21 protein-coding genes are annotated in these 21,815 nt (G+C 39.6%); 10 read left to right on the top strand and 11 right to left on the bottom strand.

Features of this window, described 5'->3' with window-relative positions; all coding sequences use genetic code 11:
* Positions 1-101: 101 nt before the first annotated feature.
* Complete coding sequence (locus L641_RS0112505) at positions 102-1,457, top strand: sodium-dependent transporter (RefSeq protein ID WP_024602058.1); 1,356 nt, start codon at positions 102-104, stop codon at positions 1,455-1,457.
* Between the two features lie 54 nt (positions 1,458-1,511).
* Here the strand turns inward: L641_RS0112505 and L641_RS0112500 are convergent, their stop codons facing one another.
* Together L641_RS0112500 and L641_RS0112495 are read right to left on the bottom strand one after the other, a co-directional pair.
* Complete coding sequence (locus tag L641_RS0112500; RefSeq protein WP_024602057.1) at positions 1,512-1,955, bottom strand: GNAT family N-acetyltransferase; 444 nt, start codon at positions 1,953-1,955, stop codon at positions 1,512-1,514.
* Between the two features lie 52 nt (positions 1,956-2,007).
* On the bottom strand, positions 2,008-2,751 hold the full coding sequence (locus tag L641_RS0112495; RefSeq protein ID WP_013465509.1) for a sporulation protein: 744 nt from the start codon (positions 2,749-2,751) through the stop codon (positions 2,008-2,010).
* Between the two features lie 309 nt (positions 2,752-3,060).
* On the opposite strand from L641_RS0112495, the gene L641_RS0112490 reads away from it, so the two are divergent.
* Both L641_RS0112490 and L641_RS0112485 read left to right on the top strand, forming a co-directional pair.
* On the top strand, positions 3,061-4,632 hold the full coding sequence (locus L641_RS0112490; RefSeq protein ID WP_024602056.1) for a cation:proton antiporter family protein: 1,572 nt from the start codon (positions 3,061-3,063) through the stop codon (positions 4,630-4,632).
* 288 nt (positions 4,633-4,920) lie between these two features.
* The gene (locus L641_RS0112485) at positions 4,921-5,142 is read left to right on the top strand and encodes a DUF3820 family protein (protein ID WP_010387988.1); all 222 of its coding nucleotides are present in this window, start codon (positions 4,921-4,923) and stop codon (positions 5,140-5,142) included.
* A gap of 110 nt (positions 5,143-5,252) precedes the next feature.
* On the opposite strand, the gene L641_RS0112480 is transcribed toward L641_RS0112485, so the two are convergent.
* From L641_RS0112480 to ilvY, 6 genes are all read right to left on the bottom strand, one after another.
* The gene (locus L641_RS0112480; RefSeq protein ID WP_024602055.1) at positions 5,253-6,485 is read right to left on the bottom strand and encodes an ATP-binding protein; all 1,233 of its coding nucleotides are present in this window, start codon (positions 6,483-6,485) and stop codon (positions 5,253-5,255) included.
* A 26-nt stretch (positions 6,486-6,511) separates the two neighbouring features.
* On the bottom strand, positions 6,512-7,204 hold the full coding sequence (locus L641_RS0112475; RefSeq protein ID WP_024602054.1) for a response regulator: 693 nt from the start codon (positions 7,202-7,204) through the stop codon (positions 6,512-6,514).
* Between the two features lie 14 nt (positions 7,205-7,218).
* Positions 7,219-7,584 carry a DUF3019 domain-containing protein gene (locus L641_RS0112470; protein ID WP_024602053.1) on the bottom strand — a complete coding sequence of 122 codons (366 nt, stop codon included), beginning with the start codon at positions 7,582-7,584 and terminating at the stop codon, positions 7,219-7,221.
* A gap of 13 nt (positions 7,585-7,597) precedes the next feature.
* Positions 7,598-8,437, bottom strand: a complete 840-nt coding sequence (locus L641_RS0112465) for a MipA/OmpV family protein (RefSeq protein ID WP_024602052.1) — start codon at positions 8,435-8,437, stop codon at positions 7,598-7,600.
* A 111-nt stretch (positions 8,438-8,548) separates the two neighbouring features.
* Positions 8,549-9,595, bottom strand: coding sequence for a GGDEF domain-containing protein (locus L641_RS0112460; protein ID WP_024602051.1), 1,047 nt, complete (start codon positions 9,593-9,595; stop codon positions 8,549-8,551).
* A gap of 90 nt (positions 9,596-9,685) precedes the next feature.
* Positions 9,686-10,591, bottom strand: a complete 906-nt coding sequence (gene ilvY / locus L641_RS0112455) for an HTH-type transcriptional activator IlvY (RefSeq protein WP_024602050.1) — start codon at positions 10,589-10,591, stop codon at positions 9,686-9,688.
* Positions 10,592-10,728: 137 nt separating this feature from the next.
* Here ilvY and ilvC point away from each other — a divergent pair, with 137 nt between their 5' ends.
* The 4 genes from ilvC to L641_RS0112435 all read left to right on the top strand — a co-directional run bounded on the left by ilvC (position 10,729) and on the right by L641_RS0112435 (position 16,458).
* Positions 10,729-12,201 (top strand): ketol-acid reductoisomerase, encoded by a 1,473-nt coding sequence (ilvC, locus tag L641_RS0112450; protein ID WP_024602049.1) that lies wholly within the window; start codon positions 10,729-10,731, stop codon positions 12,199-12,201.
* 155 nt (positions 12,202-12,356) lie between these two features.
* Positions 12,357-14,276 carry a methyl-accepting chemotaxis protein gene (locus L641_RS0112445; RefSeq protein ID WP_024602048.1) on the top strand — a complete coding sequence of 640 codons (1,920 nt, stop codon included), beginning with the start codon at positions 12,357-12,359 and terminating at the stop codon, positions 14,274-14,276.
* 78 nt (positions 14,277-14,354) lie between these two features.
* Positions 14,355-15,545 (top strand): tetratricopeptide repeat protein, encoded by a 1,191-nt coding sequence (locus L641_RS0112440; RefSeq protein ID WP_024602047.1) that lies wholly within the window; start codon positions 14,355-14,357, stop codon positions 15,543-15,545.
* Positions 15,546-15,729: 184 nt separating this feature from the next.
* Positions 15,730-16,458 (top strand): M28 family peptidase, encoded by a 729-nt coding sequence (locus L641_RS0112435; RefSeq protein WP_275450852.1) that lies wholly within the window; start codon positions 15,730-15,732, stop codon positions 16,456-16,458.
* Here the strand turns inward: L641_RS0112435 and L641_RS0112430 are convergent.
* A complete protein-coding gene (locus L641_RS0112430; RefSeq protein ID WP_024602045.1) occupies positions 16,404-16,745 on the bottom strand; it encodes a GIY-YIG nuclease family protein in 342 nt (113 codons plus the stop codon). The genes L641_RS0112435 and L641_RS0112430 overlap by 55 nt on opposite strands.
* 106 nt (positions 16,746-16,851) lie before the next feature.
* Between L641_RS0112430 and bamE the strand changes: the two genes are divergently transcribed.
* Positions 16,852-17,211, top strand: a complete 360-nt coding sequence (bamE, locus tag L641_RS0112425; protein ID WP_013465523.1) for an outer membrane protein assembly factor BamE — start codon at positions 16,852-16,854, stop codon at positions 17,209-17,211.
* Positions 17,212-17,261: 50 nt separating this feature from the next.
* On the opposite strand, the gene L641_RS0112420 is transcribed toward bamE, so the two are convergent.
* Together L641_RS0112420 and L641_RS0112415 are read right to left on the bottom strand one after the other, a co-directional pair.
* Positions 17,262-17,585 carry an RnfH family protein gene (locus L641_RS0112420; protein WP_013465524.1) on the bottom strand — a complete coding sequence of 108 codons (324 nt, stop codon included), beginning with the start codon at positions 17,583-17,585 and terminating at the stop codon, positions 17,262-17,264.
* The gene (locus L641_RS0112415) at positions 17,582-18,022 is read right to left on the bottom strand and encodes a type II toxin-antitoxin system RatA family toxin (RefSeq protein WP_013465525.1); all 441 of its coding nucleotides are present in this window, start codon (positions 18,020-18,022) and stop codon (positions 17,582-17,584) included. The genes L641_RS0112420 and L641_RS0112415 overlap by 4 nt, the downstream gene beginning before the upstream one ends.
* Before the next feature lie 148 nt (positions 18,023-18,170).
* Here L641_RS0112415 and smpB point away from each other — a divergent pair, with 148 nt between their 5' ends.
* Together smpB and L641_RS0112405 are read left to right on the top strand one after the other, a co-directional pair.
* Positions 18,171-18,650: an SsrA-binding protein SmpB gene (gene smpB / locus L641_RS0112410; RefSeq protein WP_008109102.1), complete on the top strand. Its 480-nt coding sequence runs from the start codon at positions 18,171-18,173 to the stop codon at positions 18,648-18,650.
* A 545-nt stretch (positions 18,651-19,195) separates the two neighbouring features.
* Positions 19,196-21,799 (top strand): TonB-dependent receptor, encoded by a 2,604-nt coding sequence (locus L641_RS0112405; protein ID WP_024602044.1) that lies wholly within the window; start codon positions 19,196-19,198, stop codon positions 21,797-21,799.
* Positions 21,800-21,815 lie beyond the last annotated feature (16 nt).

The following is a 21,815-nucleotide window of genomic DNA, read 5'->3' as shown; positions in this document are numbered from 1 at the left end:
AAAACGCAATAATTGTGCAACAGAGACAAATAAGCACTTTTTATTTAATTACAATTCCAGTAGATTGTCACGGCGTCGAAAAAATAGAGAAGCAGAATAATATGAGTGCAGTAAGAGGTGAGTTTAGCTCCCGCTTTGGTTTTATAATGGCTGCGGCAGGGTCAGCTGTTGGCTTGGGTAATATTTGGGGTTTTCCGACCCAAACAGCAAGTAATGGGGGCGCTGCATTTTTAGTCGCGTATTTAGTACTGGCTTTCTTTTTAGCCTACCCCGCGCTAATGGCAGAATTGATGATAGGTCGCCATGGGCAAGCTAATGCGGTTTCTTCATTAACTAAATTAACCACGCGACCATGGCAAAAGCAATTTGCCTTTGCTGTCGGTTTTGGTGGTATTTTATGTGCTGGATTTATTTTAAGTTTTTATGCCATTGTTGCCGGTTGGATGTTAAGTGCCACTTTAGAACCGGTAACCACATTAGTAGGCGCTGATGCCGCCTCTTTATGGTTAAGTGAGCAGTCGCTTACTCGTAATATTCTTTTCACTGTTTTATTTATTATTTTAACTGTTGCTATTATCAGCCGCGGTGTAGAAAACGGCATTGAAAAATGGTCTAAACGCTTAATGCCCGCTCTGCTCGGTATTTTGTTTGCCCTCATTGCCTACGTGATGACTCAAGAAGGGGCTGTTGAGGGGTTAAAAGCTTACTTAGTCCCTGACTTTTCTTCTATTTTTGACCCTACATTGTTAGTGAGTGCCTTAGGCCAAGCTTTCTTTTCATTGTCACTGGGCACCAGTGTGATGATTATATATGGCTCATATATCAGTAAAAAAGAAAACCTTGTGTCCCTTGGCGCGTATGTAACCTTAATTGATGTGTTTATAGCGTTTGTAGCGGGTTTATTGATCATCCCTGCTATGTACGTGGCACAAGCGCAAGGTGTTGAAATATTCTCTGCAACTACAGGTAAACTTCTCTCTGAAGATACTCTCGTATTTCAGGTATTGCCTGCCTTATTTGATGGCATGGGTGGTGTAGGTTTATTTGTTGGCTTTGCTTTTTTTGCATTGATGAGTATTGCCGCACTAACTTCATCTATTTCCATGCTAGAAGCGCCAGTGTCGTACACGGTAGAGCGCTTTGCGATGAAACGTGTTCAAGCAACGTGGTTAATAGGCGCTTTAATTGCCATAGTGAGCATTACCATTGTGTGTAACCTAGGCACTTTATTTGGCTTAGTGATCACCCTAACAACCAAAGTTGCACAACCTTTATTAGGGCTTATGTGCTGTATATTTGTAGGTTGGATCTGGTACAGATCGTCACTACTAAAAGCGATTCAACAAGGTAACCCTGAGGTGCATAATACGTTATTTTGGAAGATATGGCCTTGGTATACTAAGTTTGTATGCCCTATTGCCATTAGCTTAGTATTTTTACATTCCCTACTAAGCTAGTTAAAAGATGCATAAAAAAGGCCCACATCAGTGGGCCTTTTTAGTGGAGCGATACTACTGCTTTAAAATCATATCCTGATGGGGTATGCCATCTTCTATATATTCATCACCAACACATTCAAAACCGAATGAGCGATAAAAATTCAGTAGGTAGGTTTGTGCGCCAATATAAATATCGCGAGTCGGCCATTGCGCCTTACAGCATGCTATTGCTTCATTGACTAACTGTTTGCCTAATCCAGAACTTCGCTGTGATTGAGCAACCAATACACGCCCTATCGCACTGTACTGAGCATCTTTTTCATAACAACGGGCATAGGCATGCACCGATAGCCCATCAAGTAAATAGACATGACGTGTAGAGTCTGCGATATCGTGATCATCAAATTCGGGGTAAGGACATGCTTGTTCCACAACGAATACGTCGACACGTACACGCATGATTGAAAACAGGGTTTGGGAGTCGAGCGCAGAGAATGGCTCACATTTAAACGCCATTTAAACACCTTTTTTATTGCAGGGGCTTACCTAAAGTAAGCCCCTAAAGCGATTAAGCGAATAATCGCTCTAACTGATCACATAACTGCGATAAATTAACATGGTCATGCTCTATGGTTAAATCAACATAGCCATCACTTCTAAACGCTCTGTCTAATTCAATCAATACATGGGTTTTATGCGCTTCAGGAATAAATGACAACTCAATTTCTTTTATGCCAAACAAACTGCGACTATTAGGCTGATACTCAAGCTCTTGATAACATCCCGATACAGATTGAAAAGTAGGGGCACGTAAATGGCCTTGTTCTACATCGGCTTTAACTAAACTAAAACCAAGCTTTTCCATCGCTTGCATGCATGTTTTAACCGCTTCATTAGGATAAATGTGTAAATGGTCTTTATCTGTTGGATCAAGCGCAAGGTCAATATCAAGGCCTGTTTCTAACCATACATAAGATTGATTATAACCTGCATTAATTTCAGTTATAGGCGTTTCTGAGTGTAAACGGGCTTCAAACGGAATAGTTCTTACTTCACCGGGCTCAATAATACCAATATCGGTAATGCGCCACTGGTCAATCACATGATTAGTGAAATAATCACCGTCTTCACTCGCCACTTTGACACGGGTAACTAACATTAAGTCTAAACCGGTAATTTCTTGGCTCACATCACCTGCAGTAATTACAATTTGCGCGTTAAATAATTGCCCCGGCTGAAGATGCTCGGTCTCTAAAATAGTATCTACTTTGGCGGCACCAATGCCTACCGATGCTAAAATCTTTTTAAACATATTTTCTCCTTAAGCTAAGCAACTCTAATGTTTGCTTACGCTTAAACTCCTTCGTTATGGCATCTTAACCACATTTAAAAGCTCTTGTCAGCGAAAAACTGCTATTTACATGCTGTTTACCATAAAACTAGCCATATATGTGCATTTTTTATACATTGAAGCTACTTTACCTCTGCATAAACTGACAGTAGCAATCATTTGATAAATACTCACTATCACGTAACTAACTGCGTTAAATAAGTAGATTAATTGTCAATAAGCATTGTTTTTCGCTACACTACAGTGCCTAAAAAAGTGGTATTAATAACTATGGAACTAATTTATTTTGCTACCGCCTTCGTCTGCGGTTTTGGTATATACCAGCTAAAATTGCCGCCACTTATCGGCTTTCTTATGGCTGGATTTATTCTTAATTTAGCGGGTTATAAAAGCACGGAATTGCTGGAAACAATTGCATCTTTAGGGGTTACACTGCTACTTTTTAGTATTGGCCTCAAGCTTAAAATTTCAAATTTAATAAAACCTCAAGTCTGGGCTCCGGCCACCTTACATATTATTCTAAGCAGCGCTTTATTTAGTGGCTTTATGCTACTACTGGGTGTTTTTGCACTGCCATTATTCGTCGATTTAAGCTGGCAAAGTGCGCTGTTAGTTGGTTTTGCTCTGAGCTTTTCAAGCACCGTATTTGCGGTAAAAGTCCTTGAAGAGCGCGGTGAAATGGCAAGCCTGCACGGTAAAATAGCCATTGGCATTTTAGTTATGCAGGATATATTTGCGGTTATATTTTTAGCGGTCAGTACCGGTAAGTTGCCGAATATTTGGGCCTTAGGGTTAATTATTGCCTTACCTTTATTTCGCCCTGTTATGTACTGGGTGTTAAACCGCTCTAAACATGGTGAGTTACTGCCGCTATTTGGGTTTTTCTTTGCCTTAGTAGCAGGTTATAACGCCTTTGAATTTGCAGGTCTCAAAGGTGATTTAGGTGCTTTGATTGTAGGTATGATGTTCGCACCACACAAAAAAGCCGGTGAATTGTCTAAGTCATTGCTTAGCCTAAAAGATATATTGCTAGTTGGCTTTTTCCTAAGCATTGGTTTAAGTGCAGAGCTTACTGCCCACTCCTTAGTCGTCGCTTTAGTGCTGGTATTAATTATTCCAATTAAAACCCTGCTCTATTACATACTAACCAACCTATTTAAACTTCGTGCGCGTACCTCTTTGTTAACAGCATTTAGCCTAGCTAACTTTAGCGAATTTGGTTTGATTGTGTGTGCAGTTGCCGCATCTACCGGCATGGTTACCTCTGAGTGGCTTGCTGTTATTGCGATTGCGGTGTCGATCACCTTTGTAATTGCCTCTCCTTTAAATAAACGCTCTAACGAGCTATACGTTAAAATTGAACGCTTTTTATTAAAGTTTGAAAGCAAAACCCGCTTAGCTGAAGAGCTCCCAGTAAACTTAAATGACACAAAAATTGTTATTTTTGGCATGGGTAGAATTGGCACAGGTGCCTATGAAACAATAAACGCAACTCATCCGGATGTTGTTGCAGGTATTGATATTAAGCCTGAGGTAGTTGATAAGCATGTAAAGCGAGGTCGCCGAGTATTAATTGCCGATGCCACCGATCCTGATTTTTGGCAACGTGTTAACCACTCCCACGTTGAAATGGTAATGCTAGCTATGCCTAAGCACATGCAAAATATTTTTGCCTTAGAGCAATTACAAGCATCGGGTTATAAAGGACAAGTAACGGCGATTGCCAACTACCCCGATCAGCAAAAAGAATTAGAAGAAATGGGAATAGACTCTACTTACAACTTTTACTTAGAAGCAGGTAGCGGTTTTGCAGAGCATGTAAAGCAAACCCTGTTTCCTTAATAGGGTTTAGATGCAAATAGATTGCATTTACATTCCTTTACATCTGCGTATTTTATTGGTTTAAAAATAAGGTAAAATGTCTGTGTTGGTTTAGTAAAGCTAATACCTAAGTGTGTATTTAAATAAAAATATACACAACTGGACCCCTTGCTTTTAATTAACCAATAAGATTCTCAAATTAGAGGGCCTACTCCCTCTATCAATAGGCTGTTACTTGCCCGTTACAGCCTATTTTATTTCTTTATTATCCCTTACACTTAACACCTCTACTCATAAAAGATGTCAATAATGGATCCTCAACAACTTAAAGTCGCCATTAATACCATTATGCCGTTTGGTAAATATGCGGGACGCCCCTTACTTTTGCTGCCTGAGCCTTATTTAGTGTGGTTTAAACAGCAAGGCTTTCCTGATAGCAAGCTCGGCTCTCAACTTGCAATGATGTACGAAGTGAAGCTTAATGGTTTAGAGCAAATGTTGATGCCATTACTAGAAAAAAATAGTAAATAAAATAGAACTTTTCTATAAGTGGCCTGTCTATCTATTTGCTACTTGTTGATTTTTTGGTTTTAAACCGCAAAAAAGCGCCTTTACGGCGCTTTTTTATTGTGTGGAATTTACTAGTCTAAGCTAATAATAAACTTAACCCCACCCAGTGTAGAGTCTTCAATCGTGCACTGCCCTTTATGCCATGACACAATTTTACTCACTATCGCCAGCCCTAACCCAAACCCACCGGTTTTTTTATCACGACTTTTATCTAAGCGTGTAAACGGCTTAAATACTTTTTCGCGCTCAGAGAAGGCAATACCAGGGCCATCATCTTCAACCACTAGCAGTAACTTTTCATCGGCAGTACTTAAACTAATATGTACACTTTGCGAGGCATGTTTAAGTGCATTACTGATTAAGTTTTGCAGCACCCGCGACATAAAATGACTATCGCATAAGTAAATAAATTGAGTGGGTAGCGTTGTTGTTAATTTAATACGGGTATCAAAGTTTACTTTTTCAATATTAGTTTTAATTAGTGCAACGATATCGCAAGGGGCTAATTGTAAACTAGGTTGCTGTGTGTCTAAACGGGCGTATTCCAACATTTCAGATACCAAGGACTCCAGTTCATGAATATCCATTTGCATGTCAGATAAATACTGCTGTGCTTTGGTATCGTGAGTTTTATCCTCGAGTATTGCAATAGCAAACTTCAACCGTGCTAATGGCGTTCTAAATTCATGAGATACAGAAGAGGTGAGCTCTTGCTGGGCACTCAGTAAAAACTCAATACGTTGCTGCATTACTTGCAATGTATCGGTGATGGGTAAGAAGAATGACTTTGAGCCATCGCTTAATTGAAAGTCTTGCGAGCCACCCACCGCTTCGCATGCATGACTAAGCTTTGCAAAATCTCGCCACAACAAAAAGCTCCACAAACCTATTGGTAAACTTATAATAAACAACACCAGTAAATACGGTAACACAGTCCCTGAGCTGCTGTGTTTAACACCCACAGGGCCTACTTGTAGCAATTGTGAATTATTTAGCGTTACATACCAAACGATACGCTGCTGTTTATCATATAAATAAAGGTAATGGTTTTGAAATAGTTGTGCTTGCTGCTCAGGTGGGAGCACTAGATCTTGCTGGGCAATGACTTGGCTATCAAAATTATGTTTAAGCTGCTCAAGCCCATCTGGGGTTTGTGAAAGCAGCCATAAAGACTGCCCGAATTCGTCATCTAACAATACACTTTGCTGAGATTCATCATAGGGCCAAAACTGCTCTATAACGCCACTAACAATAAACAAAGAGGCAATAATATACACGTAAAGGCTTATAAATAGCTTTCCCATTAACCTAGCCTAATACCTTGCATTTATTACATATCCCAAGCATCAGAAACAAACAAATAGCCTTGCCCCCACACCGTTTTAATTCGGTAGGGTTTATCACTGTTATCACCGAGCTTTTTACGAATGCGTGATACACGAACATCCACCGTGCGGTCTAACCCGTCGTACTCACGCCCTATCATATGTTGATGGACATGCTCTCGACTGAGCACTTCACCAGCATTTGAAGCCAATAACCACAGCAATTCAAATTCATGAGAAGTCAGGACAATTTCAACATCGCTCAGCTTTACAATACGGCTGGTTTTATCTATTGATAAGTCACCAAATTGTAGCTCTTCAATTGCTTTAACGCTTGGCTGTCCACGGCGAAGTAATGCACTAATTCGAGCAAGTAGTACGCGCGGCTCTGCCGGTTTTATAACGTAGTCGTCAGCCCCGAGCTCTAAGCCTATAACTTGATCGAAGTCTTCACCCTTTGCTGTTAGCATTAAAATAGGGAGAGTGTATTTATCGCGTACTTGTCGACACACGCTAAAGCCATCTTTTCCTGGCAACATTACATCTAAAATGATCAAGTCGACGTGGTTTTCACTAAGATAAGGAAACACTTCGTCACCGCGTTCTAAAACGTCAACTTCTAAGCCATTATGCTCAAGATAGTCTTTGGTTAATTGTTGCAACCCTAAATCATCTTCAACAAGTAATATCTTTGGCATTTACTGCTCCTAAATTAAAAAAAGCTCCAAGGTGAGCGTAGCCGATGTTTTTTCTTAGCGTATGCGGTTTGCACTTCTATTTGCACACTCGCTAACGATACACCTGTATGGGGATTAATCAGGGAGTATATGGTCTCCACCTGAACACGCGCTTTATAACTAAGTTGGCCTTTTTTTGCACCTTGCCAGCATTGTAATTGTGTATCTTGTTGGTATAAACACACATCGCTAGCCGCTGACAGTTGCCACTTAAATTTTAACTCAAGATCACAAAATTCTTGTTGTTCGGAAACCACACAGACTTTGGGTGATACGTTAAGTGAAGAGGCTTTTGCAAAACTAACGTTGCTAAAAAATGAAGCTGCAAGCACAACCAACATAAAACACTTCATATTAAAATGTATGTTCGAATCCTATAAAGGCGGTCATTGAATAGTCATGTTCAAAAAGCGGGCTGCTATCCATTGCTGAATAGTCATAATAGGCTAAATGAAAACGAAGCGCGTTGACTTCATCTACAGGCCAACGGGCGTCGATTTTAGCATAAGGTTGCCAACTACTACCAACTTCTATTTCACCATAAATAGATTCAGCGCTATTTAAACCATAAAAATAGTTATTTAGTTGGGCTGATTTGTAATTAACGCCTAACGTCGACTTTAACGTTAATTGCTTAAACTCATGATGATATTGCCATTGCAACGATCCCCTGTAGCCATTATAAACGCTGTTTACATCATGCAATAATTGCGCAGAAAATACTTGCTGCTGCTTTACAAAAAAATAGCTGATACCGGCATCAAGTGCGACTCGTCTTTTTTGTATATTATTTATATTTACTTGACGAGGTGAGTCAGTGTGTAGCGATTCTAATATCTCGTTCTCAGCGGTTGTTTTAAAGGGGAAAATATTTTGTGGATGCCAATCAATAAAAAAGCGTGACTCAGGGTTAATTTCTGACACAAAACTAACGTTATGTTGTTTGCTTTGTAAAAAAGAATAACCAAGGCGGCCATTATCAAAAAACCAATTTTGACCATAATAGGCCACTTGCGGAATAACAACTAAGGGGATGTTATCTGCACCATACAGAGGATTAGTGATCACCCCAACACCAACACTCACACTAAGGTTAAGCTCATCAGTGGATATATGTTGCTGCTTCTGAGCAATCGCATTAGTGCTTAATAGCACTAATAACAGGCATGTGTTTATTCTCAGATGGAACCGCATGAAGTTAATCGCTAGTTTATAAAGTGGCTTTGACCCTATAGTAGCAAGTAGTATGAACACAAGCTCTAGAGGGTTACAATCATTAACAAATTTGATACAAACAGAACACGTTTACATATCGGCCGCTATTTCGACCCGATTACGACCATGGGTTTTAGCTAAATAAAGTGCTCTGTCTGCCTTTTCAACTAATAAACAGCTTTTACTAAAGGGTTCCATTAAAGCAATGCCGAAACTGGCTGAAATATTACGTTTATTATTACTGTCTTCTTTTTTACGAATCGTCAATTTGGCAATGCTCAAACGAAGCTGATTACAAAATGCCATCGCATCATTAATGCTTTCAAAGTAACCCGTAATACAAAATTCTTCACCACCAAAACGATAAGCTCTGTATTGCTCTTGTACACTATTTTGCACTTTTTGAGCGACTAGCTTGAGTACCTCATCGCCTTTTTGATGGCCAAAATCGTCATTAAAACGTTTAAAATGATCAATATCGAACATAATCAACACCGCTAATTTACCGTGTTCATTTTGTGAAGAGGCGTGCAAACAAAACTCAACAATGTCTGTATCAAACTTACCGCGATTAAATAATCCGGTTAAGGAATCTTTATCAACCGCTTCTTGGGTCACGCTAAGCGCTTCTTTTAAATCTTTAATTTCGTTGTACGCTTGCGCTAATTTGGTTTGGAATCCACGGGCGTAATCTTGCATCGCAATTGATTCGTCAGTTAGGCGCTCAACGCAAGAAAGGATCTCATTAAATGAGTTAATACTAGAGAGCGTTTTTAATTCATTTTGTGAATCAACTAACGAGGTAGTAAAGCTTTTCGAATATTGAATGGAGTCACTAAGATCAAACTGCATTTGCTCTACGGTGCCATGAAACCTTTCAGACATTTGTTGAAAAAATGCAAGCTCTTCGTCATTAATATGCTTATTAAAAATTTCTTGGGCGGTTTGAGCTGAACACGTATTGTGCAAAGAGATGACTTTATCAAGCTCTGTGTTTAGTTGTGGGTTGTCGCCCTGTACATAACAGTACCAAATAGCATAATTTATTGGCGTTACAGGCATTTTGTATTTAACCATCAACGGAATGGCTTTTTTTAAACACTGGGCAGAATGAGCAAGTGAAACCGTATTATCCATAATTAAAACTCTTAGACATCACAACAAAGATGTTAATAAACACATAAATATTAGCGGTTTATATTAACAGTTTTTTATCATCCAACAAGCCTATATTATGTTTTCCCCCATATTTTGTGCAATATTCCAAAGTGCACTAATAGCAGGGTCGTTTAGTTCTTTATGTAATACAGCCAAACCAATTTTAAACCCTTGTGGTGGTTCGCCTTTATACTCTAAAACCTGAACCTTATCGTTAAGCGGACTATTATCGAGTACAATTTTTGGGATCATGGCCACGCCTAACCCTAAACTCACCATAGATACCATAGCTTCATGCCCTGCCACTTGCGCGTAAATTTTTCCTTGGACATTATTTTTTCGCCACCACTGCTCCAACCTTTGTCTTGAAAATCCTTGTTCAGCAACGATAAATTCAAGCTCAGACCAATCAATAGTTTCGCTACTAGTGGCTAATTTTTCTGTGATCGGACATTGAATAGTGGGTGCAATTAATACCAATGGCGAGTAGCCAATATCTACAAATGCAATTTGTGCTGGTAATTTACTTGGTCTGGCTGCAATGGCCATAGATTCATGTCCATCTAACACTCGGTTAATAGCCAAGGCGGGATCGCCCGTATTTAAGGTAATTTCAATATGCTGATGCTGAGCTCTCAGTTGCTCTAAAATATGATGCAAAAAACTGTAAGACGCGGTAACGGAGCAATAAAGGCTCACATTGCCATAAATATGTTGTTGCGGTTCGTTTAAATTAGCTTTAAACCGCTGCCAATGACTAAGTGTTGCACTGGCATACTCCTTAAATGCAACGCCTTCGCGGGTAAGCTTTACACTGCGATTATCACGCTGGAATAACATCACCCCTACTTCATCTTCTAACTGCTTAATATTACGACTTAAAGTGGGCGCACTTATGTGGCATAACTCACTGGCACGAGAGAAATGAAGCGTTTTTGCCAACGCCAAAAAGTAATTTAAATGCTTATGATCCATAACAACACCAGTATTTCATATTATGAAACACTTTAATTCAAATATATCATTTTACGCAAGAAAAGATTTTCCATATTGTTATTCCAAGCAAAGCAAAAGCAATGCATCTAACAAACTGAATTAATAGGAAACTTATCATGGCAAATTATTTTAATAGCTTACCTTTACGCGAACAATTAGCGCAATTGGCACAATGTGAATTTATGGGCGCAGACGAATTTAACGACGGTGTTGCTGCACTTAAAGGTAAAAAATTGGTAATTGTAGGCTGTGGCGCTCAGGGCCTAAATCAAGGCTTAAACTTACGTGATTCTGGTTTAGATGTAGCCTATACACTACGTGATTCAGCCATTGCTGAGCGTCGTCAGTCATTCTTAAATGCATCTGACAATGGTTTTAAAGTGGGTACATATGAAGAGTTAATCCCAACAGCCGATGTAGTACTTAACTTAACACCTGATAAACAACATACTGCAGTTGTTAATGCCATCATGCCATTAATGAAACACGGCTCAACCCTTGCCTATTCACATGGCTTTAATATTGTTGAAGAAGGCATGCAAGTTCGTGAAGACATTACCGTTATTATGGTTGCACCAAAATGCCCGGGGTCAGAAGTACGTGAAGAGTATAAACGCGGCTTTGGTGTACCTACATTAATTGCGGTTCACCCAGAGAATGATCCTCAGGGCCATGGCTTGGCACAAGCAAAAGCCTATGCAGCAGGTACAGGTGGTCATCGAGCGGGGGTACTTAAATCATCATTTATCGCTGAAGTGAAATCTGATCTGATGGGCGAGCAAACCATTTTATGTGGCATGCTACAAACTGGCTCTATTTTATGTTTTGATAAAATGATTGATAAAGGCCTTGATGCCGGTTATGCCTCAAAGCTAATTCAATATGGCTGGGAAGTGATCACAGAAGCACTTAAATATGGCGGTGTGACAAACATGCTTGACCGCTTATCAAACCCTGCAAAGGTTAAAGCGTTTGAGCTAAGTGAAGAGCTTAAAGTAATTATGCGTCCTCTTTATAACAAACACCAAGATGACATTATCGATGGCACATTTTCACGTGTAATGATGGAAGACTGGGCAAATGATGACGCTAACTTACTAAAATGGCGTGCTGAAACTGCAGAAACTCATTTTGAAAAAACCCCTGCAGGCGATGTAGAAATTGCTGAGCAAGAATTTTTTGACCACGGTATTTTAATGGTGGCAATGGTAAAAGCGGGTGTAGAACTGGCATTTGAAACCATGACAGCGGCCGGTATTATTGCAGAATCTGCCTATTATGAGTCACTGCATGAAACGCCGCTGATAGCCAATACTATTGCACGCAAAAAGTTATTTGAAATGAACCGCACTATTTCAGATACCGCTGAGTACGGCTGCTATTTATATAACCATGCCTGTTTGCCGCTTCTACAAGAATTTATGCAAGGTATTGATACTGATGTTATTGGTAAAGGATTAAATGAACAAAGTAATCAAGTTGATAACCAAACTTTAATTCAAATAAATACGGCTCTACGTGAGCACCCTGTTGAGAAAGTAGGCGCAAAATTACGCGGCTACATGTCTGCAATGAAAAAAATAGTTTAACCCAAGGGTCCTAGAACTTTCACTTGTTAGAAACCAAGCCCACTTGCATTTTGCTGTGGGCTTTTTTAAGTGCAAATTAATCATCAATAGCTGAAAATAAATAATGTGCTAAAATAATTCCCCTCATTGCCTCAGTTGTAAATATAAGCACTATCATGACGATACAAAATCTCTCTATTACTCAAAAAATAACAGCCCTTGGAAGCATTATTGCTATTTGTGTTGCTGTATTAATTGGTTTGACGTCTTTGCATAACTCAAAGAATATTATTGAGCAACGCATGATCGAATCTGAATTGCCAAGTAAATTGCAAACAATCAGTAATCATATTGGTGGCGAGATCAATGAACTTCTTGGTGCAGCACAGCAGCTTTCGGCAAATACCTTTATTTTAGATTGGGCAAATGCTGGCAACAACAACGACACGCTATTACTTAAAGAGCTCAATCGTTTGGTTGACCAATACGATCTTGCCACGGCTTCATGGGCGAATAAAAACACTGCACAATATTGGAATCAAGATGGCTTTTTACGTGTTTTAAAAAATGATGCCGCAGATGGCTGGTTTTTTGCTTTTACACAATCAAAGCAACCTTACTCAATTAGTATTTATCAAGAGTCTGAAAACGATGTAAAAATGTTTGTTAACCACCAACAACCTAATGGTTTAGGCTTGGCAGGCTTAGCAAAAAGCATTACAGATATGCAAAAGCTGCTACAACAATTTAAAATTGAGCAATCAGGGTTTGTGTTTATTGCCGATAAAAGTGGCTTAATTCAGCTACACAAAGATGCAGCTAAAGTCGCTAAGGTTAATATAGATAGTATTTACAGTGCTAATATTCATAACAAATTACTTGATGAAAATGGTTTTACTTTAGAAGAAGTAAATATTAACGGACAAGCCACGCTGATTGCTGCCACACCAATTAAAAACACCGACTTATTTGTGTTGGCTCAAGTACCAAAAAGCGAGGTATTCGCAAGTGTAAACACCCTCGAGTGGCAAATATTCACATTTACTATCATTACAGCACTTATCGCAAGCGTGATAAGTTACTTGTTAGCTCGCTCTTTAGCCTCACCGTTATCAAAAATGGCGGAGTTGTTTTCTCGTTTAGGGCGTGGCGATGCAAATTTAGCCTATCGCTTACCAACTTCTCCCCAACCTGAGCTAAATAATTTAACCACCGGCTTTAATCAATTTATTGAAAAAATAGAAACCGCTATTGTGCAAGTAGCTAATGAGAGCCACGGTATTCGCCACAGCTCAGATCATGTATTTTCGCAAGCCAAGCAAAACTCTTTAGCGCTTGATAAGCAAAAAGAGCAAACTATTTCAGTTGCAGCAGCCATTAATGAAATGGGCGCTACAGTGCAAGAAATAGCGCAAAGTGCTGCCAATGCAGCTAAGTTAACCAACGATAGCCGCGATAACACCAAGCAAAGCCATCAACAAGTTTTACAAAGCCAAACGACAATCTCAGCCCTTGCCAGCGACATTGACGGCATAACCGAGCAAGTTGCTTTGCTTTCTAAAAAGACTATTGATATCGCTAGTATTGTGGATTCAATTAGAGGTATATCTGAACAAACTAACTTACTGGCTCTTAATGCAGCCATTGAGTCTGCTCGTGCTGGTGAACATGGACGAGGCTTTGCTGTAGTTGCTGATGAAGTAAGAGCGCTGGCGAATCGTACCTCACAATCGACCACTGAAATTCAATCAATGATTGAAGAGCTCACTCATATTTCAGATGACGTTGTCAGCGATATCGGTCAATCAAAAGATAAAGCACAACAAAGCGTAAGCGCAATGCAAAACTCGGTTGAGTTACTTAATACCATTACTGAAACAGCCAATGAAATTAACGATATGGCGACCTTAATTGCCACCGCCACCGAACAGCAAAGTAGCGTTGTGAATGATGTAGGTCGTAGTATTGAGCAAATAAGTGAGATCAGTGATAAATCAATGAGTGAACAAATCAATACAGAACAAGCAATTCGTGATTTAGCCACCAGCGCACAAACACTTGATGCACTCGTTGCTACGTTTAATCAGCAACGTTAAATAGAGTGTTACATTAAAAAATAACCTCTGTACAAAATAACCACTATACTTAAGTGTGTTTTTTGTACAGAGGTGTGTATGAATGCTCTCCAAGGTAAACATTATTTACTGATTGTGTGCCTGCTGGCTCTGTGTGCTTGTAGCACCACAGATAACGCCAATATAAGCGTGCCAATCCCCACTATTACTCCTCCCATGCAATTACAACAGCAACTTGTAGAGTCTGAGCAACAAATATTTCAACTCGACGATAGCCTCAAACAGCAATTAAATGCTTACGTGCAATCGAGTAAATCAGTTGATGAAATAGCGTATAGCCTACTTAGTTTTTTACTCACAAATGGCGATAGCGCTTTATCTTATCAATCCACCGCGACACAAACCGCATCTCAGAGCTATCAAAACTTAAACGCCAATTGCTTGTCACTATCAATTTTAGCATATAGTTTAGCTGAGCATTTAGGGCTTAAAGCTCGCTTTCAAAAAGTACACATTCCGGAGTATTGGTCACTAAATCAGGGATTTAATTTACTCACGGGGCACATCAACCTTGCCATAGACAATAAAACGAAACTCAAAGACAGCTCACTTGTTTATCAGCGTAATAAGCGTTTAATCATTGATTTTGACCCCAATAGCCGACAAGCCCGTTTTGCAACCTCATTGCTTTCAAAAAAAAGAGTGACCGCCATGTTTTATAATAATAAAGGGGGTGAGGCACTGGTAAATAAACACTATGATTTAGCGTTTAGCTATTTCAAAGCAGCAATCAATACGGACGCTTCATTTAGTGCTAGCTGGGGCAATTTAGGGGTACTCTTTAAACAATTAGATGATTTAAAGCAAGCGGAGCAAATGTATCGCTATGCTATTGCCTTAAATACTGATAATAATACTGCACAAGGTAACTTAGCATTATTATACACACTCACAGATAGAGTGGCCAAAGGCGAAAAGCTATTGGCTGAGCTTGACAAAAAACGCCAAGAAAATCCTTACTATCATATCTCGCTTGGTAACAGTGAGTATGTAAATGGTAATTTTAAAGGCGCAATTAGCCACTATAAAAAAGCTAACGCTATGTCACCAACCTTACATGAAAGCCACTTTGGACTGGCGCGAAGTTACTTTGAGTTAAATAATATAGCTAGGGCGGAATTTCATTTGCGTAAAGCCAGAAAAAAAGCAGACTTTACACATGACAAACAACGCTATGATAATAAACTCATCGCATTAAAATCACTTATCGTTAAGGCGAATCATTATTAAATTATTTAGCTTAACCTGCATTGTATTTTTTATAAGTTGGAGTGGACTCTCAAAGCCGATTGAGCCGCAGTTATTCACTGATTTAACAACGCTAACCAGCTCTAAATTAGCAGGCAGAAAAACGAATAGTCACTCGGCTTTACTCACCAGAGAATATTTAAAAGCACGCTTTAAAGAGCATCAACTGACGGTTATAGAACAACCTTTTACTTATCCATCAGGGCTGTTTTCTAAGGCGCAAGGCGTAAATATTGTTGCGACCAAAACAGCAAAAAATTTGCCTGTTATTGTTATTACAGCACATTACGACCATTTAGGCCTAAAAGCCGGAAAATTACACCCTGGCGCTAACGATAATGCCTCGGGTGTTGCCGCATTACTATACTTATCGAACGCTTTAAAGGTGCAATCATCCTATGGTTTTGTGTTTGTTGCAACAGACGCTGAAGAAAACGGTTTACACGGCAGTGAGCACTTTGCCAAAACAATGCGCCAGTCCCCTGTTGCTTTAAATATTAACTTGGATATGTTGGCAATTAAAAAATCGCATAAGCGGTTATACGCGCTAACAAGTCGTTCGTTAAAAGGTCAGCTCACTCCACTATTTAGCCAAATAAAAAATACGAGTGTCGAATTAAAGCCCGTTTATTCATCACTAAAAATGAGCAGATTAACCAACACGAAACAAATAGACTGGCACAGAGCCAGCGACCATTATTCATTCGCTAAACAGAAAATTCCGTATGTGTACTTTTCGATGGGCGCCGATAACTATCATCACACAGCAAAAGATACGCTCGAAAATATTAATACTGCTCTTTATCAAGAAGCAGTATTGCTAATTGAGGCATTTATTAATCAGCTTTTGACAAACCCTGAGGTATTCAGTCCCCCTTTAAAAGCAGCAACGTAAGCCTCTTTTTTTGCCCGTGGAAGTTTTTTAATCGCATATTCTAATTTACTTGCGTCGCTTTTAGTCCCAACTTGTTGCTGATGAATGAGCACCAGCGGTCCTTTCCCTTTGAGGTTTTTTGCCCCTTTACCCGCTTGGTGCGTTGCTAAACGACGTGCTACATCAACTGTAATACCGGTATACCAATGACCAAGCCGTGTTTGCACAATATACAGTGACCAAACAGCCGGTTTACTTTTACTATTGCACAACTCATCGTTTAAACTTTTTTGATTATTAATGGTCAAAACCTCGCCTTAACGCGCTAAACAAAAACAATTACTCAAAAGGGTTTTACCTTGAGTGACTAATCGGTATCATGCAGATTATAAAAAATAAGGATCACAACTAACAATGCAGTCGTTAAAAACTTTTTCTCTTTGGCTTATCGTCGCTTTAACGCTTAGTTCAGCCGCAGGTTGTTCTAGCTGGGTGTACAGAATCAACATCCCTCAAGGTAACTTTTTAGAACAATCAGACGTTGATAAGCTTCGCGTTAATATGACTCGCGAGCAAGTAATTTATGTACTAGGCAGACCGATTGCCGAAGACGCCTTCGATAAAAATACTTGGCGTTACGTTTACAGCTTTAATAAAGGGCGCGCTAATGAACAATATAAATCATTAGTATTAAACTTTGAAAATGAAAAGTTGGTAACGGTCTCTGGTGACTATGAGCAACCAGAAAACTTTACAACCCCTTTAGAGCAATAAGCCATTTGGGTTTAATTGAAAAAGGTGAGCATGGCTCACCTTTTTTGTATCTAACGATCTAACGGTCGGCCACCGGTTACTTTATTTGCGCGGCCCTCTTCTTTGGCTTTTTCGGCGCGCTTTCTGCGGGCATCTTTAGGGTCGGCAATTAATGGGCGGTAAATTTCAACTCTATCGCCGTCTTTAAGCTCATGATTAAGCTTTACCGTTCTGTTCCATACACCTAAAGTTAAAGCGGTTGCATCAATTTCAGGGCACTTCTTAATAATACCTGATTGGATCACTGCTTGCTCTGCGGTGGTACCTTGGAATACTTCTATATTTAACGTGGTTGCTTTCGTTGGCAACGCAAACACAATTTCAATATTGATCATGCACGCTCTCCATATACCGCTTTTGCACGTTGAGTAAAGGCACTCACCATATTTTTAGCTACATCATTAAAAATTTTACCAAACGCAAGTTCTATTAACTTACTAGAAAATTCAAAGTCTAGCTGTAAATGCACTTTGCACGCATGCGCATCTAATTGCTGAAAATGCCAGCGACCTTGTAAGGTTTTAAAAGGCCCATCGACCAAGCGAAGCATCACTGTTTGCTCATCAATTAGCGTATTTTCAGTGGTAAACCATTTTTTTATACCGGCTTTAGATATTTCTAAACTGGCGGTCATGTTATTATCATGCTGCTTAATAATTTTTGAGTCTGAACAATTAGGTAAAAACTGCGAATAAGCTTCTACATCATTGACTAGATCAAACATCTCTTTAGTGCTGTACATAACCAGCGCACTTTTCTCTATTTGTGGCATACTCACTCCCAACTGTGTGCAGGAATTTTAGCAAGCTTTGTGCGTTTCCCCAAACTTTCATCGCGCTTAAATGAATCCTTCGCTTTTGCATGTATAATTTAAAAAAATCGATGTAAAACATCTCGTATAACGTATATTATAGGGCACTATGGCTAAGAAAAATTCATCAAAATCGACAAGCAATACCATCGCGCTAAATAAAAAAGCGCGACACGAGTATTTTTTACACGACAAGTTTGAAGCAGGTGTTGAACTCCAAGGCTGGGAAGTAAAAAGTATCCGAGCAGGTAAAGTAAATATCTCTGAAACTTACATTCATCTAAAAAACGGTGAAGCATTTTTATTAGGTAGTACCATTCAGCCTTTGAATAGTGCATCGACCCATGTTATTTGTGACCCACTACGTTACCGTAAATTACTACTAAGCAGGCGTGAGCTTGACCGCTTAGTTGGTGCAACTGAGCGTGATGGTTATTCATTAGTTGCCACCGCTATGTATTGGAAAAAATGCTGGGTGAAGCTTGAATTCCATTTAGCTAAAGGTAAGAAAATGCATGACAAACGTGAAGACGGCAAAAATAAAGATTGGTCCCGTGAAAAAGAACGTTTAATGAAACATAAAGTTTAAATAAAAACGTCTAACATCATGTTAGGCGTTTTTTTAATTAAATTTTTAGCAAAATACAAATTATTACAAATTAAAGTCGCTCGGTGATTTATTTTTAAATAATGAGAAGACCCTCATCCCGCACCAGATAGCGAGTATCCCATCGTTTTCCTTTATTAAGAAAATAAGTACATATTCGTGCCGATAACAAAATCATCTTTGCGGCTAATTGATAACACTTAAGTTACATGGTATTAATAATTCGACTTGTAAAACAAGTAAATTATTAACATATCAACAAGGACTTAAGGATACATACCAACCCTTTATAGAAAATGGACGCTCAGCGAGAATTTAAAAGTACTTAGGCAAGGCATTTGAATGAATTAAGTGTGGCTCTCTTTAAAATTCAAAAAACGCAGTTTAAGCACTTTTAAAACTCGCCCTATGGGAGAGCATCTGCAGAACTTTCTCTGCGTTACCACTCTTCGTAATAGAAACCACTATTACATCATCATGGCGCCTTGATAAAATCCAGTAGAACGCTCTCTGAGCAAACATTTTCTATGATGGGTTGGTATCGCTCAATTGCATTTACACCGAGCTTAATCATCGGTGCTACTATCGCATTGTCAGCAGGTTTTAGTACAACAACTTATGCTGCACAGCAAACTGCAGAAAAAGTAGAACGTATTCAAGTAACAGGCTCTCGTATCAAACGTTCCGATATAGAAGGCCCATCACCAGTACAATCCATTAATAAAGAAGACATCGAAAACATGGGTTATGACAACCTACAACAGCTGCTTGAAAGAATGCCTGTTGCAGGTAATGGTACCTTTTCAACCCGTGGTAATAACCAAGACTCGACCGCTAATGGTTCAGCTGCCGTCAGCCTTCGTGGTTTAGGGGCTGATGCTACCTTGGTACTTATTAATGGTCGTCGTGTTGCTATAAGCGCATTTGCAGAAGGGATCACCAACTCATTTGTTGATATAAACAGTATTCCTGTTTCAGCAATCGAACGTATTGATATTTTAAAAGATGGCGCATCAGCAATCTATGGCTCTGATGCTGTAGCAGGTGTTGTAAACGTTATCTTGAAAAAAGACATCGACGGTATTGAAGTTAATTTAGGTTACGGCGGCACAGATGGTCCTAACTATGAAGAAACCACGGCTAGCATTGTTTGGGGTACAACAAGTGCAAAAAGTAGTGCATCCGTTATTATTGATTACTTTAAAAACACTTCTTTATCATCAGATGAAATGGGCCGCTTAGGTACTGCTAACCAGTCTCCATATGGTGGCATGGATTTTCGTTCATCACGTGGTTTCCCTGGCTCGTTCGATGTAAATGGTGTTCAAACGCCAGATCCTAGCTGTCCTACTGACCAAATAAGTAGCAGTAACAGCTGTGTTTTTGATTATGGTCCATTCGGCTATATTGCCCCGGCGTCAGAACGTGTGGGCGCAATTTCACAATTTGAATACCGCTTTGACAATGGTATCACCGGCTTTTTAGAAATGGCTGTACAGCATAACAGCTCAGTTGCAGCGGGTGCGCCAACGCCACTTGATAAAGATGCGGGTTTAACAGTAACAGGGAGTCACCCTAATAATCCATTTGGACAAGATGTAGGGATTAATTATTTTAGAACTGTCGATGCAGGTGCGCGCCAATGGGATATCGAATCAGACACATTACGTTTTGTTGCTGGTTTAAAAGGTGAAATAAACGATTGGAGCTGGGAAACAGCGGTACAAAAAGGACGTAGTAAGTCATTACAAACTGGGGATCGCTCACAAGGTTGGGTACGCACCGACTTCTTACAACAAGAAATTGATGCCGGTAACTACAACCCATTTGGCGGCACTTACAACGATCCGGCCGTAATTGATAGAATTACTACGAGCTTGGTTCGTCAAGGCGAGTCTCATATGACGTCGTTCGATGCTAACATTTCAGGTGAAGCATTTAGCTTTGGTGATGATGTTGTCATGATGGCGGCCGGTATTGAATACCGCGAAGAAGACGTAACGGATACGCCAGATGATCAATTCCAACGTGGATTAATCTTTGGTACCGAGTCTGTTTCAGCTGCCGCAGAGCGCGACCAGTACGCGGCCTATGTAGAGTTTTCAATTCCACTTGCGGAAAACTTAGAGCTACAACTTGCTGGCCGTTACGATGATTACAGTGACTTTGGCACTACGACAAACCCTAAAGTTGCTTTACGCTGGGCACCTACAGATGAAATCACAGTACGTGGTTCATGGGCGCAAGGCTTCAGAGCACCGTCACTTGCACAAGTAGGTTTAGGGCCATCTCAGGAAAGTCAGTTCTTTATTGATAACTATCGCTGTGATGCAACAGGTAAAGATTGTGATCCGCTAGATTACAACATTGAATTTGCCGGTAACCCTGACTTAGAAGCTGAAGAGTCTGAATCTTGGAACGTCGGCTTTATTTGGGCACCTACAACTGACTTTGGTTTGAGTGTAGATGTATGGAGTATCACCCAAGACAATAAAATTGATGAGCAAGAGTTTGGTCCAATTTACAACTCAGAGTGTAATAACCAAAACAGTACCGTATGTGTTCGCTTACCTCCTTCAGGTACAGACAGTTTAGGGACTATTCAAAAGATTTTCAGTACTTTTGAAAATGTATCATCACAAGAAGTTTCGGGCGTTGATATTTCAGCAAATTACAACCACTCACTGGATGATTTAGGCTTACTAAAATTCAATTTAGAATGGGCTTATCAGGATAAATTTGAAAAAGATGGCCGCGATTACACTGGTGAATATGGTTACCCAGAGCATCGCTGGATTTTCTCAACTAACTGGGAAATTGGTCAGTTCAACACAAACATGAACATTAGTTATGTAGGTGAGTTTGAAGATACGCCAGATATCGATTTCGATGGTAACTTAGACTTCGATAGTAATACATCGCGTACTGTTGATTCACAAGTACTGGTAGATTTACAAACATCATATCGTATTACTGAGTCAGCAAAAGTATCGCTAGGTGTGAACAACTTATTTGATGAAGAGCCACCGTTTGCAATTGGTGACGGTGATTCAGATCTGTATGGTTACGCATCGGGTGTACACAACCCTCGAGGTCGTTACATTTATACTAAAGTGAGCTTTTCGTTTTAATTTAAAATAATAAAAA

Origin of the sequence: Pseudoalteromonas sp. TB41 (assembly GCF_000497975.1) — a bacterium.
Lineage (GTDB): Bacteria > Pseudomonadota > Gammaproteobacteria > Enterobacterales > Alteromonadaceae > Pseudoalteromonas > Pseudoalteromonas tetraodonis.
This window is presented reverse-complemented; position numbering and strand designations above follow the sequence as displayed.

Coding starts and splice junctions, on each gene's coding strand:
- L641_RS0112505 (WP_024602058.1), top strand. CDS start 102: ATGAGTGCAGTAAGAGGTGAGTTTAGCTCCCGCTTTGGTTTTATAATG.
- L641_RS0112500 (WP_024602057.1), bottom strand. CDS start 1,955: ATGGCGTTTAAATGTGAGCCATTCTCTGCGCTCGACTCCCAAACCCTG.
- L641_RS0112495 (WP_013465509.1), bottom strand. CDS start 2,751: ATGTTTAAAAAGATTTTAGCATCGGTAGGCATTGGTGCCGCCAAAGTA.
- L641_RS0112490 (WP_024602056.1), top strand. CDS start 3,061: ATGGAACTAATTTATTTTGCTACCGCCTTCGTCTGCGGTTTTGGTATA.
- L641_RS0112485 (WP_010387988.1), top strand. CDS start 4,921: ATGGATCCTCAACAACTTAAAGTCGCCATTAATACCATTATGCCGTTT.
- L641_RS0112480 (WP_024602055.1), bottom strand. CDS start 6,485: ATGGGAAAGCTATTTATAAGCCTTTACGTGTATATTATTGCCTCTTTG.
- L641_RS0112475 (WP_024602054.1), bottom strand. CDS start 7,204: ATGCCAAAGATATTACTTGTTGAAGATGATTTAGGGTTGCAACAATTA.
- L641_RS0112470 (WP_024602053.1), bottom strand. CDS start 7,584: ATGTTGGTTGTGCTTGCAGCTTCATTTTTTAGCAACGTTAGTTTTGCA.
- L641_RS0112465 (WP_024602052.1), bottom strand. CDS start 8,437: ATGCGGTTCCATCTGAGAATAAACACATGCCTGTTATTAGTGCTATTA.
- L641_RS0112460 (WP_024602051.1), bottom strand. CDS start 9,595: ATGGATAATACGGTTTCACTTGCTCATTCTGCCCAGTGTTTAAAAAAA.
- ilvY (WP_024602050.1), bottom strand. CDS start 10,591: ATGGATCATAAGCATTTAAATTACTTTTTGGCGTTGGCAAAAACGCTT.
- ilvC (WP_024602049.1), top strand. CDS start 10,729: ATGGCAAATTATTTTAATAGCTTACCTTTACGCGAACAATTAGCGCAA.
- L641_RS0112445 (WP_024602048.1), top strand. CDS start 12,357: ATGACGATACAAAATCTCTCTATTACTCAAAAAATAACAGCCCTTGGA.
- L641_RS0112440 (WP_024602047.1), top strand. CDS start 14,355: ATGAATGCTCTCCAAGGTAAACATTATTTACTGATTGTGTGCCTGCTG.
- bamE (WP_013465523.1), top strand. CDS start 16,852: ATGCAGTCGTTAAAAACTTTTTCTCTTTGGCTTATCGTCGCTTTAACG.
- L641_RS0112420 (WP_013465524.1), bottom strand. CDS start 17,585: ATGATCAATATTGAAATTGTGTTTGCGTTGCCAACGAAAGCAACCACG.
- L641_RS0112415 (WP_013465525.1), bottom strand. CDS start 18,022: ATGCCACAAATAGAGAAAAGTGCGCTGGTTATGTACAGCACTAAAGAG.
- smpB (WP_008109102.1), top strand. CDS start 18,171: ATGGCTAAGAAAAATTCATCAAAATCGACAAGCAATACCATCGCGCTA.
- L641_RS0112405 (WP_024602044.1), top strand. CDS start 19,196: ATGATGGGTTGGTATCGCTCAATTGCATTTACACCGAGCTTAATCATC.